Annotated in this window: 18 protein-coding genes; 9 read left to right on the forward strand and 9 right to left on the reverse strand. The window is 56.2% G+C overall.

Going from position 1 to position 14396, the window contains the following annotated elements; genetic code table 11:
• The first annotated feature begins 5 nt into the window (after window positions 1-5).
• The 4 genes from trpA to KO498_RS16360 all read left to right on the forward strand — a co-directional run bounded on the left by trpA (window position 6) and on the right by KO498_RS16360 (window position 3447).
• A complete protein-coding gene (gene trpA, locus KO498_RS16345; RefSeq protein ID WP_215960990.1) occupies window positions 6-797 on the forward strand; it encodes a tryptophan synthase subunit alpha in 792 nt (263 codons plus the stop codon).
• Window positions 798-880: 83 nt separating this feature from the next.
• Window positions 881-2047: an alpha-hydroxy acid oxidase gene (locus tag KO498_RS16350; RefSeq protein ID WP_215960991.1), complete on the forward strand. Its 1167-nt coding sequence runs from the start codon at window positions 881-883 to the stop codon at window positions 2045-2047.
• 2 nt (window positions 2048-2049) lie between these two features.
• Entirely contained in the window at window positions 2050-2670 is a 621-nt protein-coding gene (locus KO498_RS16355; RefSeq protein ID WP_215960992.1) for a hypothetical protein, read from the forward strand.
• Window positions 2671-2790: 120 nt separating this feature from the next.
• On the forward strand, window positions 2791-3447 hold the full coding sequence (locus KO498_RS16360) for a 50S ribosomal protein L25/general stress protein Ctc (protein ID WP_215960993.1): 657 nt from the start codon (window positions 2791-2793) through the stop codon (window positions 3445-3447).
• 71 nt (window positions 3448-3518) lie between these two features.
• Here KO498_RS16360 and KO498_RS16365 read toward each other — a convergent pair whose 3' ends face one another.
• Genes KO498_RS16365 through KO498_RS16380 form a run of 4 tightly spaced genes read right to left on the reverse strand, consistent with a single transcriptional unit; the run spans window position 3519 to window position 5593 of the window.
• A complete protein-coding gene (locus KO498_RS16365) occupies window positions 3519-3953 on the reverse strand; it encodes a hypothetical protein (protein WP_215960994.1) in 435 nt (144 codons plus the stop codon).
• A 27-nt stretch (window positions 3954-3980) separates the two neighbouring features.
• On the reverse strand, window positions 3981-4505 hold the full coding sequence (locus KO498_RS16370) for an SRPBCC domain-containing protein (protein WP_215960995.1): 525 nt from the start codon (window positions 4503-4505) through the stop codon (window positions 3981-3983).
• Window positions 4498-4866, reverse strand: a complete 369-nt coding sequence (locus KO498_RS16375; protein WP_215960996.1) for an ArsR/SmtB family transcription factor — start codon at window positions 4864-4866, stop codon at window positions 4498-4500. The genes KO498_RS16370 and KO498_RS16375 overlap by 8 nt, the downstream gene beginning before the upstream one ends.
• 55 nt (window positions 4867-4921) lie before the next feature.
• Window positions 4922-5593, reverse strand: a complete 672-nt coding sequence (locus KO498_RS16380; RefSeq protein ID WP_215960997.1) for an FkbM family methyltransferase — start codon at window positions 5591-5593, stop codon at window positions 4922-4924.
• Between the two features lie 79 nt (window positions 5594-5672).
• Here KO498_RS16380 and pth point away from each other — a divergent pair, with 79 nt between their 5' ends.
• The 4 genes from pth to KO498_RS16400 all read left to right on the forward strand — a co-directional run bounded on the left by pth (window position 5673) and on the right by KO498_RS16400 (window position 8999).
• Window positions 5673-6350: an aminoacyl-tRNA hydrolase gene (gene pth, locus KO498_RS16385; protein ID WP_215960998.1), complete on the forward strand. Its 678-nt coding sequence runs from the start codon at window positions 5673-5675 to the stop codon at window positions 6348-6350.
• Entirely contained in the window at window positions 6347-7378 is a 1032-nt protein-coding gene (locus tag KO498_RS16390; RefSeq protein ID WP_215960999.1) for a DUF2332 domain-containing protein, read from the forward strand. The genes pth and KO498_RS16390 overlap by 4 nt, the downstream gene beginning before the upstream one ends.
• Window positions 7379-7443: 65 nt before the next feature.
• A complete protein-coding gene (locus tag KO498_RS16395) occupies window positions 7444-8619 on the forward strand; it encodes a serine hydrolase domain-containing protein (RefSeq protein ID WP_215961000.1) in 1176 nt (391 codons plus the stop codon).
• Window positions 8616-8999, forward strand: coding sequence for a DUF2237 family protein (locus KO498_RS16400; RefSeq protein ID WP_215961001.1), 384 nt, complete (start codon window positions 8616-8618; stop codon window positions 8997-8999). The genes KO498_RS16395 and KO498_RS16400 overlap by 4 nt, the downstream gene beginning before the upstream one ends.
• A 65-nt stretch (window positions 9000-9064) precedes the next feature.
• Here the strand turns inward: KO498_RS16400 and trpB are convergent, their stop codons facing one another.
• From trpB to ihfB, 4 genes are all read right to left on the reverse strand, one after another.
• Complete coding sequence (gene trpB, locus KO498_RS16405; RefSeq protein WP_215961002.1) at window positions 9065-10318, reverse strand: tryptophan synthase subunit beta; 1254 nt, start codon at window positions 10316-10318, stop codon at window positions 9065-9067.
• A 63-nt stretch (window positions 10319-10381) separates the two neighbouring features.
• A complete protein-coding gene (locus KO498_RS16410; protein WP_215961003.1) occupies window positions 10382-11023 on the reverse strand; it encodes a phosphoribosylanthranilate isomerase in 642 nt (213 codons plus the stop codon).
• Window positions 11024-11098: 75 nt separating this feature from the next.
• Complete coding sequence (locus tag KO498_RS16415; protein WP_215961004.1) at window positions 11099-11452, reverse strand: lipopolysaccharide assembly protein LapA domain-containing protein; 354 nt, start codon at window positions 11450-11452, stop codon at window positions 11099-11101.
• Between the two features lie 3 nt (window positions 11453-11455).
• Entirely contained in the window at window positions 11456-11737 is a 282-nt protein-coding gene (gene ihfB, locus KO498_RS16420) for an integration host factor subunit beta (protein ID WP_215961005.1), read from the reverse strand.
• Window positions 11738-12118: 381 nt separating this feature from the next.
• Here ihfB and KO498_RS16425 point away from each other — a divergent pair, with 381 nt between their 5' ends.
• A complete protein-coding gene (locus tag KO498_RS16425) occupies window positions 12119-12445 on the forward strand; it encodes a phage tail protein (protein WP_252731509.1) in 327 nt (108 codons plus the stop codon).
• Between the two features lie 78 nt (window positions 12446-12523).
• Here the strand turns inward: KO498_RS16425 and rpsA are convergent, their stop codons facing one another.
• Window positions 12524-14281: a 30S ribosomal protein S1 gene (gene rpsA / locus KO498_RS16430; RefSeq protein ID WP_289847849.1), complete on the reverse strand. Its 1758-nt coding sequence runs from the start codon at window positions 14279-14281 to the stop codon at window positions 12524-12526.
• Window positions 14282-14396 lie beyond the last annotated feature (115 nt).

Raw genomic sequence — 14396 nt, forward strand, 5'->3', positions numbered from 1 at the left:
ACGCCATGACACGCATCGACGCCAAGTTTGCCGCCCTCAAAGCCCAAGGCAAGAAAGCCTTTGTCTCTTACATCATGGCCGGTGATCCTGACGAGGCGAAATCACTTGAGGTGATGAAAGGTCTGCCAGCGGCGGGTGTTGATGTGATCGAACTTGGCCTGCCGTTTACAGACCCGATGGCCGACGGGCCGACCATTCAGCTGGCGGGCGGTCGTGCGCTTGACGCAGGTATGACGCTCAATAAAACCCTCGCTATGGCGCGAGAGTTTCGCAAAAATGACGACACCACGCCGATTGTCCTGATGGGCTATTACAACCCGATCTACTCACACGGCGTCGAGGCGTTTTTGAAAGACGCCAAAGAGGCTGGCATCGACGGGCTGATCGTGGTCGATCTTCCGCCAGAGGAAGACGAGGAGCTCTGCATTCCGGCGCAGGCCGCAGGCATCAACTTCATCCGCCTTGCCACCCCGACGACCAACGACAAACGCCTGCCCAAAGTGCTGCAAAACACCTCGGGCTTTGTTTACTATGTGTCGATCAACGGCATCACCGGCGCGGCTGTAGCGCAGGCTGGCAATGTGGCGCCGGAAGTGGCGCGCATCAAAGCCCAGACAGACCTGCCCGTGATCGTCGGCTTTGGCATCAAAACGCCCGAGCACGCCGAGGCGATTGCGCGGGTGGCTGACGGGGCTGTCGTCGGCTCGGCGATTGTCGAAAAGATCGGCGCAGGCGAGAGTGTCGCCGACGTGCTGAGCTTTGTGAAAAGCCTCGCGGACGGCGCGCACAACGCTTGAAATGCGGACTTTCCAGCAAGTCTTGTTGTCACCTCTGATTTGAATTGGTAAGCTTTGCAAACCAATCTTGCGGAGGGCGTACAGTGCCAGTCATCACCAACATCAACGACCTGAAAAAAATCCACAAACGGCGCACGCCGAAGATGTTTTACGACTATTGCGAAAGCGGCTCATGGACGGAGCAGACCTTCCGTGAGAACACCTCTGACTTTGAGAAAATCTATCTTCGCCAACGGGTTGCTATCGACATGTCCGGTCGCTCGACCAAGACGCAGATGATCGGACAAGACGTGAGCATGCCTGTCGCGCTGGCCCCTGTTGGGCTGACGGGAATGCAGCACGCTGACGGCGAGATCAAGGCAGCAAAAGCCGCCGAGAAGTTCGGCGTGCCCTATACGCTTTCCACCATGTCGATCTGCTCTATTGAAGATGTGGCCGAACACACGCAAAAGCCCTTTTGGTTGCAGGTCTACACCCTCAAAGACGACGACTTCATGCAGCGCCTGTTTGATCGCGCCGAAGCGGCGAAATGCTCGGCGGCGGTTATCACGGTTGATCTGCAACTGCTCGGCCAACGCCACATGGACCTCAAAAACGGCCTCTCTGCCCCGCCCAAGCTGACAGTAAAATCTGTCGCCAATATGATGACCAAAGCGCAGTGGGGCCTTGGTATGCTCGGCACCAAGCGGCGCTTCTTTGGCAATATCGTGGGTCATGCCAAGGGTGTTGAGAACGCAAGCTCACTCAGCACATGGACATCAGAAGCCTTTGATCAGTCGCTCGATTGGGCGCGCATCAAACAGTTCCGCAAAATGTGGAAAGGCCCGCTGATCATCAAAGGCATCATGGATGCGCGCGACGCTAAGGAAGCGCTCAATGTCGGGGCGGATGCGATCATCGTATCAAACCACGGCGGCCGCCAGCTTGACGGCGCGCTCAGCTCGATCCGCGCACTGCCAGCGATACTCGATGCCGTCGGTGACAAGATCGAAGTGCATATCGACAGCGGCATTCGCTCGGGGCAAGACGTGCTCAAGGCGATGGCGATGGGCGCGAAAGGAACCTACATCGGACGGGCCTATGTCTATGGCCTTGGCGCGATGGGTGAAGCTGGTGTGACCAAAGCGCTCGAAGTGATCCACAAAGAGCTCGACACCTCTATGGCGCTTTGTGGCAAACGAGATATCAACGATGTGGATCGCGATATCCTGATGATCCCCAAAAGCTTTGAAGGCGACTGGCAGGACTAGGCGTGCAGGTATTCTTCAAGCAAAATCTGGCGATCCTTGCAGTGCCAAAAACCGGCACAACCGCCTATGAAACCGCGCTCAAAGGCAAGGCTGATATCGTCTTTAAAGGGCGGCGCAAGCATATGTCAGCGGCAGCGTTTGACCAACATTGCGCACCGTTTTTGCAGGCGACCTACAAGCTCACACCCGAACGTGTTGCTGTCATGCGCGAGCCGCTTGACCACCTGCGCAGCTGGTTCAAATACCGCACGCGCGATGTGCTCAAAGGTGACAAACGCTCAACCTTTGGCATGAGCTTTGAGGACTACGTGCAAATCGCCATCGACGCGCCGACAACGCCCTGCGCCAATGTCGGCACCCAGTTCAAGTTTCTCAGCCTACGTGGCGGCGAAATTCCCCTGCATCATGTCTTTGCCTATGAGGCGCAGCCTGTGTTCCTCGACTTCCTTGAAGAGCGCTTCAAACGCGAGATCACCCTGCCCGAGATCAACAAATCACCGCAAATAGACACACCGCTCAGCGACGATCTCAAAGCCGCATTCAAGGCCGCACGCCGCAAGGATTATGCGCTTTATGAACGTGTGCAGGAGGCCGGCGGGCATCTTGAGCTGGAATACGGCTAAACGATCGCGACAAAGATCGTTACAGGGCCTTGCAATGTTGAATAAATCAAGTTAATCGCAGCGCTTCACGCGGGGATACAGCCTTGGAGGATCCCCGCCCTAACTTATGGAGTATTCATTATGGCCGGAAAGATCCCTGATCTTCACGCCGAGGTCCGCACGGGGACAGGCAAGGGCGCCGCTCGTCAAGCTCGCAGAGCAGGCATGGTGCCTGGTATCGTTTATGGTGGTGACGGCGATCCCCTCGCAATCAACATCCCCTTCAACAAATTGTTCAAAAAGCTCAAAGAGGGCCGTTTCCTCTCGACACTTTTCAACATGAAAGTTGAAGGCCAGGAAGACGTTCGCGTCATCTGCCGCAACGTTCAGCGCGATGTTGTCAAAGACTTGCCAACTCACGTTGATTTCCTGCGCTTGCGCCGCACCTCGCTTATCAAGCTGTTTATTCACGTTGAGTTCATCAACGAAGAAGAAGCGCCTGGTATCAAAAAAGGCGGCGTATTGACTGTCGTTCGCCCTGAAGTCGAGCTGGAAGTAACAGCTGGCGATATCCCAGAGAGCATCACAGTTGATCTCGACGGTTTGGATGTTGGCGACATTGTTCACATTTCAGACGTAAAACTGCCTGAAGGCGCCAAAGTCACGGTTGATCGTGACTTCGTGATTGCTAACATCTCGGCCCCATCGAGCCTGCGCTCGGAAGAGGACGAAGATGAAGCAGCCGAAGGCGATGTCGAAGTGCCAACAGTTGGCGACGAAGAAACCACTGAAGAGTAATCTTCCTTGCCTTCAAGACATACGAAAGCCCGCCACAGCAGTTGGCGGGCTTTTTCTTTTGTCTCAGCTGGTTATCGGAAGCGACGTGACAGCAGCGTGAAGCCGATCGTTACCGAGACAACCACAACAGCAATAATCGCCTCTTCTGTCGGGCGCGCCGAAGCCGTTCCTGAAATCACGTAGATATACCCGTAGTAGACTGCCGCCGAGATCAGCGAGATGGCAAAAGCCGCAAAAGCCGCACCGCGCCCCATAAACAGCAGAGCGGCCCCCACGAGCCCTGCTCCCGAGGCAACTGCAAAGCTCGCCCAGACAAATCCGGGAACACCCGCATGAGCCGCCGCATGGCCTGCCGTCATCTGGCCCGCAGCCACAGCGACACCGGTGTCGAGCGTAACGCCGAGCCACATCTGCAAGAGCCCGAAAGCATACCAAACCACGCCAAGCGCGGCGATAACCTTCAGCCAGGCAGGTGCCGGTTTTGTATTCATATCTACAGTGGTCATCGTTTTTCTCCTCTTAAGGGCCAATTCTCAATCAAGCGGCCAGCTTTCGATCTTTTGTTTGTCTTTCGCCAGCATGGCGAATATCGGCCCGAGCAAGCCAACCATGCGCCCTGAAAACGCCGGCTTGCCTGTTTCGCAAAGCGCCTTGAGGTTTGCTGAGATAAACGACTGTGCACCTTTCATCTCTTTGATCAGCTTGCTGCCAACAACAGCATCCTCGATGATCAAGTTAAACTCGGTGCCGCCGTCTTTTTCCGACAAGCAATAAGTCACCTTGCAGGGCGGCTCGTCGATGCCCGTCATCTGAAAGGTATGCGCGTATTTGTGCGGCGGCTCAAACGCCAGCACCTCTCCCACAACCATCGCCAGCTTTCCGTTCGGACTAACCATGCGCAGCTTGGCACCGACCTCGCGAGAGCGCGTCTCGCAGGTTGATCCAAAGAAAAATGGCAACGGTTCGTCGGTGGCAACAAGCGTGCTCCACACAGTCTCGATCGGAGCCTTGATGAAAGTGCGATTGTGGATCGCCTTGGCGTATTCAGGGTCACTCATTGTCTCGTCCTTTGTTGCCTTTGGCCGCAGCCGCAGCCGCAGTCTCGGCGATTTGCTTGATCATCACAGTGCGATCCGACCAAAATGCGCTATAGCTGTCTGTCCAGCGCGCATGAATTTCGGCAATCGGCATCACATTCAGCGTCAGCCGCCGTGCGCGCCCGTCCTTTTCAGACAGGATCAGCCCTGCCCGCTCAAGCACAGTGAGGTGGTTCATGATCGCGATGCGGCTGACATCAAAATGCGCCGCCAATTCCCCGACTGCGAGGCCCGGGGTCTCTTTGACCAAGTCCAAGATCTTGCGACGCGAGGCATGTGCCAAAGCATGAAAGACCGAATCTAAGTTTTCATCTGTAATCATGTAATTACATTATTACATATAAAAAGTGAGTCAACCCCGCTTCCGACTTTCTCGACTAAACCCGCCGCAATGCCAAAACGTTGCCGCGTGATGCCTGCGGATCATAGGTCAGGCCCGATGCCGACATGCAATCAATGATCTTCTTGATCGTGGCGCGACTATCAAAATAGCGCGGATGCAGCTCCATAACGACCACACGCACCGACTTGGGCCATTTGTTCTCAAACAAATACTGCTCGGCGCCCTCAACATCCATGATCACCGCATTGGGCCGCAGCTCTTTGAGCAATGCGCCGATCTTCAGCGCAGGCACCTCGACAACGCCGTCACCGTCGCCCGGCTCGGCAATGCGCGACGACCAGAACAGCGGATTGCGCGCAAAAGCCAGCGTGTCGCCTTCATAATCATCGCCAACAACAGCTCCGTGTCGCAAGTCAATTTCGGCAGCATCATTGCGTACATAATTCTCGCGGATCACTTGGAGCATGTCAGGGTTGGCTTCAACGCAGGTCACATTGAGAGCATCCGTCAACTGGGCCGCCAACGCGCCCATATAGCCAAGGCCAGCACCCAGCTCAAGCACCCGCCAGCCGGGTTTGACACGCATCATCACAGCACGCGCCTCGGTGCCTTCGTATTGCCCCGAGGAGAGCTTGCGAGTGATCGCACGAGTGCCAAGCGCTTCAGGGCAGCCGATCTGCACACCGTTGAGTTCAAAAATATCCAACTGCCCTGCCTCGCAAAAACTGCAGGTGAACTTTCCCCCGAAAGACTGTAAAGCTCAACTGCAAACTCCGGAGAGCGCGATGAAGATCTTTGTTGGCCTAGGCAACCCCGGCGCGAAATATGCGCAAAACCGTCATAACATAGGCTTTATGGCTTTGGACGAAATCGCCGCTGCGCATGGTTTTGGCCCGTGGAAATCGCGGTTTCAGGGCCTCGTCTCCGAGGGCCGGTTTGGCTCAGAGAAGGTCGTGCTGCTCAAGCCCGAAACATTTATGAACCTCTCGGGTCAGTCTGTCGGCGAGGCCATGCGCTTTTACAAGCTAACACCGGATGACATAACAGTCTTTCATGACGAACTTGATCTCGCCCCAGGCAAATGTCGCGTCAAGCAAGGCGGAGGGCACGCGGGCCATAACGGTTTGCGCTCTATTCACGCGCACATCGGAGCCGAGTATCAACGCATTCGCCTTGGCATCGGTCACCCCGGGCACAAAGACGCAGTGGCGCGCTATGTGTTGCACGACTTTGCCAAAGCCGACCAATCCTGGCTTGATGATGTCATTCGCGGCATAGGAGATGGCGCAGCCGATCTGGCCGCTGGCGACACGGGCCGCTTTATGAATGCCGTTGCCTTGCGCGTTAATCCGCCGCGTGAAAAGCTTGAGAGGGCCAAGCCGGCCGGCAAACCCGAAGTGGCCGAAGAACCAAAAGATGACACCCGCAATCCGATGCAAAAACTAATGGATAAGTTCAAGTGAAACTCCAAACAGCTCTGCGTGATCAAGCCCAACATTGTGCGGCCCTTGGCTCGCCATTCATGGAGCTTTTGCTCAACACATTGGCCGATAACTGGCATGACGAGCTGCCCCTTGCAAAGCGTCTTGCCGCGTGGGACGGCGACATTGGCCCGCTCGGTGCATCCCTTCCGCTCCGGCTTGCAGGCGGGTTGCATGCGCTGGTGATAAACGAGCAAGACGCCGCCCTCGCCGCGCAGTATCCGCCGCATCAAGCAACCGCGCTTTGGCCTGCAGCTAAGGCGGCTATGCACAATCACGCCGCGTTTCTTGACGCTTGGATGGACAATGCCCCGCAGACCAACGAAGTGCGCCGCGCGGCCACTTTGATCGCCGCTGCCCAACTGCTCACGGCCCGCTACAACTTGCCCTTGCGTCTGTCCGAGCTCGGAGCAAGCGGCGGCCTCAACTTGATGTTTGACAAGTTCGCTCTCGCCCTCCCCGAGGAGCATTTCGGCCCGCAAGACGCCGCGATCACTCTCTCGCCCGAGTGGTCTGGCCCGATGCCGCCAAAAGCCACGCTGCGCGTCACCGATCGCTGCGGTGTTGATCTCAACCCCCTTGACCCCAAGCAGCCCGAGGATGCTCTCAAGCTGCTCGCCTATCTCTGGCCAGATCAGCCCGAAAGACTTGAACGCACCCGCGCGGCCATTGAAATGCACGACGCGACGCTGACAAAGGCCGATGCAATTGATTGGCTCAAAACCCGCCTCGCAAGGCCGCAACAAGGCACGCTGCACCTCGTCTATTCAACCATCGCTTGGCAGTATTTTCCAGCTGCGGCCCAGTCCCTCGGAACCGCTCTTATCGAGCAGGCCGGAGCAATGGCCACCGAGCAAGCCCCGCTCGCATGGTTCGCCATGGAAAATGATGGGGCGGGTGACGGTGCCGCCCTCACACTGCGGCTCTGGCCGGGTGATCACAACATCAGCCTTGGTCGCGCTGATTTTCATGGACGTTGGATAAAACTCGCCACCGCTGCGTTGCCTTAACCGCGCGCCTGTTGCACAGTCCTTCGCACACAACAGTCCTTTGCAGCCAACAGAAAGGAAACATCATGCGCACATTCGGTAAATGGCTTGGCCGTACTCTCTTGGTTCTGGTCATCGCGGGCGTTGCCCTTTGGCTGTTCAAGCGTGAAGAGATAACCCGCGTGCTGGCTGTTAACTCGCTGTTCTCTCAGGAAAAGATCGTTTCCAACTTTTCCCACATGGACAAATTGTTCCTGTCGTCTCCCGTGCCGCGTGGCGACGGGCCGGTCACTGATCTGCCGCTTGGCGGGCCGCTTGCCCTGCCCGCTGGCTACGACGACTGGGTCAAAACCCGCTCTGTTACCTCGGCTGTTGTGCTCAAAGACGGCCTCTTGCGCCACGAGGCCTACTATCTCGGCACAGGGCCAGACGACAAGCGCATCTCATGGTCGGTGGCCAAGTCGTTTCTGTCTGCTTTGATGGGCGTGGTGATCGCCGAAGGCGCCATCACCTCGATCGACGACCCTGTCACCAAATACGCCCCTAGCCTCAAAGGCAGCGCCTATGACGGCGCAAGCATCAAAGATGTTCTGCAAATGAGCAGCGGCGTGACATTCAATGAGGATTATCTCGACTTTTGGTCGGACATCAACAAAATGGGTCGTGTGCTGGCGCTCGGTCAGTCGATGGACGGTTTTGCCGAAGGCCTCACCGAAACCTACGCCAAGCCCGGCCAGAAATGGCAGTATGTTTCGATCGACACCCATGTCATCGGCATGGTCATCCGCGGTGCAACAAACCGCCGCATCGCTGATCTGCTGTCAGAAAAGATCATAGCGCCGCTCGGGCTTGAGGCCGAGCCCTATTACGTCACAGACGGCCACGAGACGGCCTTTGTGCTTGGTGGCCTCAACATGACAACCCGCGACTACGCACGCTTTGGCCAGATGGTTCTGCAAAACGGTGAATGGCAAGGCGAGCAGATCGTCCCGGCTGCATGGCTCGCCGAAAGCACCAAGCCCTCGGCCAACACCGCTGCCGGCATGCGCCAGTATGGCTACCAATGGTGGATCGACCCAGACCCGCAGGAAGGCGAGTTCTTCGGGCGCGGCATTTACGGGCAGTATATCTACATCAACAAACCCCTCGGCGTGGTGATCGCCCTTAACTCGGCTGACAAATTGTTCCGCGAGGCCGGAGCGCATGAAAGCAACATCGACATGTTTCGCGCTATCGCACAAGCAACGCAGGCAACACAATGAGCACGCCTGATGACCCCGTCAATGTACTTGGTGGCCCGCTCGAATTGTGCAGCAATAGCCCCGTCACCGGGTATTTCCGCGACGGGCATTGCAACACCTGCGCAGCAGACGAAGGCATGCACACTGTCTGCGCTGTGATGACAGCAGAGTTTCTTGCTTACTCGAAGTATGTCGGCAATGACCTGAGCACGCCGCGCCCCGAGTTCGGCTTTGCCGGGCTCAAGGCGGGTGACAAATGGTGCCTCTGTGCGACACGGTTCTTGCAGGCCCATGACGAAGGCTGCGCGCCAAAGGTTCTCCTTGAGGCCACGCACATGCGCACGCTCGACATCATGCAGCTTAGCATATTGGAAGCGAACCAGAGCAAGCCTAGCCGCTAGACAGAGCTGTTACGCCAACAAGTGAAACGAACTGCGCGTCAGCGCACACCGTCCAGCACGAAGCGTTAGTCAGCGTCGCGGCCTTCGGTGTCCGACATGTCAAAGCCGAGGTGCTTAGCAACGGTAAAGATATCTTTGTCACCGCGTCCGCACATGTTCATCACCAAGATATGCTCCTTGGGCAGATCAGGCGCGATCTTCATCACATGCGCAAGCGCGTGGCTTGGCTCAAGCGCGGGGATGATCCCTTCTAAGGCACAAGACAACTGGAACGCCTCAAGCGCTTCCTTGTCGGTGATAGCAACATACTCGGCGCGCTTGGTTTCGTGCAGCCACGAGTGTTCGGGGCCAATGCCGGGGTAATCAAGCCCCGCCGAAATCGAGTAGCCCTCAAGGATCTGCCCGTCGCCGTCTTGCATAAGGTAAGTGCGGTTGCCGTGCAGAACACCTGGCCGCCCGCCAGTGAGGCTTGCGCAATGCTGCATCTCGTCGTTGACACCCTTGCCGCCGGCCTCAACGCCGATGATGTTGACAGATTTGTCGTCAAGAAACGGGTAAAACAGCCCCATCGCGTTTGAGCCACCGCCGATTGCTGCGATCACTGTGTCAGGCAAACGCCCCTCACCTTCTTGCTCGGCAAGCTGCCAGCGCACTTCCTTGCCAATGATGCTCTGAAAGTCGCGCACCATCGCTGGGTAAGGATGCGGGCCAGCGACCGTGCCGATGCAATAGAACGTGTCATCAACGTTTGTCACCCAGTCGCGCATCGCGTCGTTCATTGCGTCCTTAAGCGTGCCGCGGCCCGAGGTCACAGGAATGACTTCAGCGCCAAGCAAGCGCATCCGGAACACGTTCGGAGACTGGCGCTCAACGTCGTGCTTGCCCATGTAAACAACGCACTTGAGGCCGAACTTCGCACAAACAGTCGCCGTGGCAACGCCGTGTTGCCCCGCGCCGGTTTCGGCAATAATGCGTGTCTTGCCCATGCGCCGCGCGAGAATGATCTGGCCCAGAACGTTGTTGATCTTATGCGCGCCGGTGTGGTTCAGCTCGTCACGTTTGAGGTAAATCTTTGCACCACCAAGGTGCTTGGTCAGCCGCTCGGCAAAATACAGCGGCGAAGGGCGACCAACGTAGTGCTTCCACAGATCGTCCATCTCGGCCCAAAAGCTGTCGTCGGTCTTGGCCTTTTCATACTCTGCTTGCAAATCAAGGATCAGCGGCATCAGCGTCTCGGAAACGAAGCGCCCGCCAAAATCACCAAAGCGACCGTTCTCGTCGGGGCCGTTCATGAAGCTGTTAAAAAGTTCGTCATTCATCGGCTTGGCCCTCTTTGGTGTTTAGCCTGTGTTAATTGTCGCGCGGCTCAAGAGCAAGGCACTTCAACCTTTCACAGCGTCACAAAACGCCTTGATCAGCGCGGCATCCTTAACACCCACACTTCCTTCAACACCAGAAGACACATCAACCTGCCGCGCGCCCGTCATTTTGACCGCTTCGGCAACATTGTCAGGCGTCAGCCCTCCGGCCAGCATCCACGGCTTGCGCCAATACTTACGCCCCGCCAGCAAGCGCCAGTCAAAGGCCAGCCCGTTGCCCCCCGGCAATGCCGCACCCTTGGGTGGCTTCGCATCGATCAACAGTTGGTCAGCGACATCTTCGTAGGCGTCGATCGCGGCCAAGTCAGAGGCCTCGGCAACGCCCACCGCCTTCATCACTGGCAAGCCATAACGCGCTTTCACCTCTAGCACCCGCGCCGGGCTTTCCTTCCCATGAAGCTGCAACATATCAAGCGGCACCTGCTCCACGATCGCATCAAGTTCGGCGTCAGATGCGTTCACCGTCAGCGCAACCTTGGCTAAGCCAACAGGTGCGCTGATGGCCAAAGCCTGCGCCGCTTCAAGGCTTACATTGCGCGGTGACTTTGCAAAGAACACAAAGCCCACATACTGCGCGCCAGCTGCCGCCGCAGCGGCAACATGATTAGCCTCTTTCAGCCCGCATATTTTGACACGTGTGCTCATAGCTCTGCCTTCAATAACAAAAAGCGCGAGAAGTCCCCGCGCTTTGCTCTACCGTTCTTTGCCAGATAAGAAAAGTCAGCTCGCCTCATCCAATAGCGCCAGAACTTCGTCAGCTTCGTCTTTCACTTGCGCGCCTTTCACACGGCGCAATTCCTCTTCAAGCTTCTTCACTTCGCCTGATTTGCGCGATGCCTCGGCACGGTGCTTATGCTCACGCAGCCACTCCCAGAAAAAACCGAGCAACAAACCTATGAGTATTCCGCCGAAGACCACAACAAACAGTGGCAACGGAATCGACCAACTCAGGCCAGTCGGTTTTGCGAGCACGTCAGGCAGCAACGTCAGTGTCACCTCCTGCGCATTCGCAAGAGCAATCACAATTAGAGCGACCGCCAAAGCAGCCAGAAAAAAATACCGAATATACCGCATGTCTTACTTTCCGTTTAGTCTGTCTCGCAAAAGCTTGCCGGTCTTGAAAAACGGCACGTGCTTTTCCTCAACTTGCACCGATTCTCCCGTGCGCGGGTTGCGACCAGTGCGCGCATCCCGCTTTTTGACAGAAAACGCACCAAAGCCGCGAAGTTCGACACGATCACCGGACGACATCGCCTCGATGATCTCTTCAAAGATGGTATTCACAATGCGCTCAACGTCACGTTGATATAGATGCGGATTTTCGTCCGCGATTTTCTGAACAAGTTCCGAACGGATCATAGTCCTTCTGTCTCCCCAGGCAGATTATTTTTATTGTTGGTATCCTCAACTATAGAAAGGAAAACGCAACCGAGAAACCTCTAACTGACTGAGAAACCATCAAAAAGCAGCCATTTTCAGCTTTGATAGCAGATTTTCGAGCACCCCGAGCAATTGCAGCGCAGCTTTCCGCGCTGCGGCACAAGCTGGTATAGCGCAACGATTCGGGCGCAACTTCAGGGCTTCCCAAGCGGTGCCCAATAGCGCCAAACCCCACTTCGCATCAAATTCTAAGCAGGCCAGCGTTTCGTTTGAACGACAAATTCCTTGCGTAGAACCTCCGAAATTATACCCTGCCAAAACTTGAACTCACAACTAACATTCAAACTAAGGAATATTCCCTTGAAAGCTATTCGAACAAAAACCAACGCCATGCTCACTGCCTGTTTGGCGCTAGGAACACTTGCCTGCCCGGCACAGGCAGGCTCTGCGCCGTTTATCGGAGAGTTGATGTTGTTTGGCGGGTCGTTCTGCCCTCGAAATTGGGCCGAAGCCGACGGGCGAGAAATCCCCATCGCTCAAAACCCCGCTTTGTTCAGCCTGTTCGGGACAAATTATGGTGGTGACGGGCGCAATAATTTTGGATTGCCAAAGATCGCGCCTCCCGCCGGTGCAAGTTCTGCCCGTTGGTGCGTGTCTTTAGAAGGCACCTTCCCGCCCCGCAACTAACGCAGTCACCTTTCGCGGCAAGAGAAAAGGCCCCACACCCTGCGGTGTGAGGCCCTATCAACAATTTTAGAGAGGTGCTTACTCGTCGCCGCCCTTGAGCGCTCCGCCCAAGATATCGCCGAGTGTCGCGCCTGAATCTGATGAGCCGAACTGCTCGACAGCTTCTTTTTCTTCCGCGATTTCGCGTGCTTTGATCGACAGGCCAAGGCGACGTGTCTTGCTGTCAACATTGGTGACGCGAACATCAACTTTGTTGCCAACCGAGAAGCGCTCAGGGCGCTGCTCTGCACGGTCACGCGAGAGGTCCGAACGACGGATGAATGACTTCATGCCTTCGTATTCAACCTCAATGCCGCCGTCTTCAATAGACGTCACTTCAACAGTGATGATCGAGCCACGCTTCGTGCCACCAACGGCATCTGCGAACTTGTCACCGCCAAGCGCTTTGATCGAGAGCGAGATGCGCTCTTTCTCAACGTCGACTTCCGAAACAACGGCCTGAACCATATCGCCTTTGCGGTAGTTCTGGATCGCTTCTTCGCCGCGCTCGTCCCAGCTGATGTCCGAGAGGTGCACCATGCCGTCGATGTCGCCTTCGAGGCCGACAAACAGGCCGAATTCGGTGATGTTCTTAACTTCACCTTCAACTTCGGTGTTCTCAGGGAACTGCTCTGCAAAGACTTCCCATGGGTTGCGCTGTGTCTGCTTGAGGCCAAGAGAAACGCGGCGCTTGGCACCGTCGATTTCGAGAACCATAACTTCGACTTCTTGCGAAGTAGACACGATCTTGCCCGGGTGAACGTTCTTCTTTGTCCAAGACATTTCCGAAACGTGTACGAGGCCTTCAACACCGGCTTCCAGCTCAACGAATGCGCCGTAGTCAGTGATGTTGGTCACGCGGCCAGTGTGAACTGACTCAAGTGGGTATTTCGCAGCAACCAGATCCCAAGGATCGTCTTGCAACTGCTTCATACCAAGCGAGATACGGTGTGTCTCTTTGTTGATCTTGATCACCTGAACCTTCACAGTCTCGCCAATCGCGAGGATCTCTGATGGGTGGTTCACACGGCGCCATGCCATGTCTGTGACGTGCAGGAGGCCATCAACGCCGCCGAGGTCAACGAACGCGCCGTATTCAGTGATGTTCTTAACAACACCGTCAACCGCGTCACCTTCAGCGAGGTTGCCGATAACTTCGGCGCGCTGTTCGGCACGTGACTCTTCAAGAATGGCACGACGAGAAACAACGATGTTGCCGCGACGACGATCCATTTTGAGGATTTGGAATGGCTGCTTGAGGCCCATGAGCGGGCCCGCGTCGCGCACAGGGCGCACGTCAACTTGTGACCCTGGCAAGAACGCAACCGCGCCGCCGAGATCAACAGTAAAGCCGCCTTTAACGCGACCAAAGATAGCGCCATCAACGCGCTCTTCGTCAGCATAGGCTTTTTCGAGACGATCCCAGGCTTCTTCACGGCGCGCCATCTCACGTGAGATAACCGCTTCGCCGCGGGCGTTTTCAGCCGAACGCAGGAACACTTCAACTTCATCACCAACCGAGAGCTCTGGCTCTTCGCCCGGATCTGCGAATTCTTTGATATCTACGCGGCCTTCCATTTTGTAGCCTACGTCGATGATAGCTTGGCCCGCTTCAATCGCGATAACCTTGCCTTTGACAACTGATCCCTCTTCGGGCGTGTCCATTTCGAAGCTTTCATTAAGGAGGGCTTCGAATTCCTCCATTGATACGTTGCTAGCCATGTGGCGTTTCATTCCTTTTAAGGTGTTTTCGGGCCGTGCGGTTGTCTCCGCCGGTCTTGGGGTTTCATTGGTCAAGCAAGGGTTCTGGCCTTAAAACAAAGAGGGCCGGACTGTTCCGACCCTGCTCATTTTTGCCCAGCAGTTTCCCTGCCCTATTCGACAAGCGCGCGTATATGCGGGTTTCTTCCGT

This window comes from Lentibacter algarum, from assembly GCF_018860975.1.
GTDB classification, from domain to species: domain Bacteria; phylum Pseudomonadota; class Alphaproteobacteria; order Rhodobacterales; family Rhodobacteraceae; genus Lentibacter; species Lentibacter algarum_A.